At 75.8% G+C, this 852-nt stretch carries 1 pseudogene; it reads right to left on the bottom strand.

Annotated elements, in window-relative coordinates:
* A pseudogene (locus GT042_RS09645) lies at nt 1-852 on the bottom strand (ATP-binding protein); the annotation flags it as partial.

The raw sequence follows: 852 nt of genomic DNA, 5'->3' as shown, positions 1-852 counted from the left end.
TCGCCGATCAGCGCGGGCAGGTGCGCCTGGTGCGGTACCTCCCCGCCCAGCGCGACGGCGAAGCGGAGGGTGGCGCGGGCGGACTCGCTCAGCCGGGAGGCGAGCAGGGCCGCGGGCGCGGCGCCCTCGCCGACGGTGGGGAGCGGCGGGTCGTACCCGTCGGGAGCGCCCAGCCGGACGACGAGCGGTACGTCACCGGTGGTCTCCGCGAAGGGCTCGAACTCGTCCAGTGCCTCGGCGGACGCCCCGCGCAGGACGTCGCGCTGGCGCAGCAGCGCGCCCGCCTGGACGAAGCGCAGGGGCAGCCCCTCGGACTCGAACCAGAGGTCCCCCGCCCAGTTCGCCTCCTCGTCGGTGAGGGGGCGGTCGACGGCGCGCTCCATCAGCTCCAGCGAGGCCCCGCGCCCGATGCCGCCGAGCAGCACCTCGTGCAGGCGCGCGGTGGCGGACGGCGGGTCGGCGTCGGGCGCGGTGGCGAGCAGGTACGCGCATTCGGGGGTCGCGGCGAGCAGCTCGTCGAGGGCTTCGCCGCCGATCTCCAGGTCGTCCAGCAGGACGACGGCACCGATGTCGCGGACCCGTTCGAGCAGGGCGGCCCGGTCGGGGCGGGACAGCTCGATGCGGTAGACCGCCGCGTACAGGTCGTACAGCAGCTCGGTGGTGGTACGGCGGTGACCGGAGAGCCGTACGACTCCGTCCGGCGCGAGGTCCGCGCACTCGGCGCCGACGGCCTCGATCAGCGCGGTGCGGCCGGATCCGGGCTGTCCGGTAAGGCGTACGGAACGGCCGCGGCCGAGCAGCTCGACCAGTTCCTTGTGCTCGGCGCCGCGCTCCAGGAGCGGGAGGGGCGGC

The sequence above is a fragment of the Streptomyces sp. SID3212 genome (assembly GCF_009865405.1).
In the GTDB taxonomy this organism is placed as follows: Bacteria; Actinomycetota; Actinomycetes; order Streptomycetales; family Streptomycetaceae; genus Streptomyces.
Note: the sequence above shows the minus strand (reverse complement) of the source record. Positions and strands in the feature narration are given on the sequence as shown.